Below are 663 nucleotides of genomic sequence, written 5' to 3'. Positions count from 1 at the left end.
GTTGACGGGTGGGGGGCTCGGGCATAGAAGCCACTCCACCGACGCGGTGCTCCTCACCGGGACGCAGCGACGGTCACCGAAATTCAGGCGCAGCGGCCGCCCCGGAGAAAGGGGAAAGGCGCAGCGTCGATTTTTGTCGCTCTTTGACATTGTTGGTTTAGATGAAGGGACATGTGGGCGGCGGCTCCGGGTCTTGCAGCTTCTAGGTGCAAGGTGCTCGGTAAAAGCCAAGCCGTTTCATACATGTCCTTACACGTTTCCATACGTGGGAGCTGTTTGGTTGGGTTCGCCTGATCAGATGGTTCCACAAGAATGTGCAGGAACGGCTCCTAGAAATGAGCTGCTGCACGATGGCACATTCCGGCTGTCGTGTGGTGGAACATCAAACTTGAGAGTTTGATCCTGGCTCAGAACGAACGCTGGCGGCATGCCTAACACATGCAAGTCGAACGAGATCCTTCGGGGTCTAGTGGCGCACGGGTGCGTAACGCGTGGGAATCTGCCTTGGGGTTCGGAATAACTCCCCGAAAGGGGTGCTAATACCGGATGATGTCGAAAGACCAAAGATTTATCGCCCTGAGATGAGCCCGCGTAGGATTAGCTAGTTGGTGTGGTAAAGGCGCACCAAGGCGACGATCCTTAGCTGGTCTGAGAGGATGATCA

General features: G+C 56.1%; 1 rRNA gene. It reads left to right on the top strand.

What is annotated here, in order from left to right:
* Nucleotides 1-384 precede the first annotated feature (384 nt).
* Nucleotides 385-663: ribosomal RNA gene (locus SPI01S_RS21625) — 16S ribosomal RNA — on the top strand; the annotation flags it as partial.

The organism is Sphingomonas pituitosa NBRC 102491, from assembly GCF_001598435.1.
In the GTDB taxonomy this organism is placed as follows: domain Bacteria; phylum Pseudomonadota; class Alphaproteobacteria; order Sphingomonadales; family Sphingomonadaceae; genus Sphingomonas; species Sphingomonas pituitosa.
This window is presented reverse-complemented; position numbering and strand designations above follow the sequence as displayed.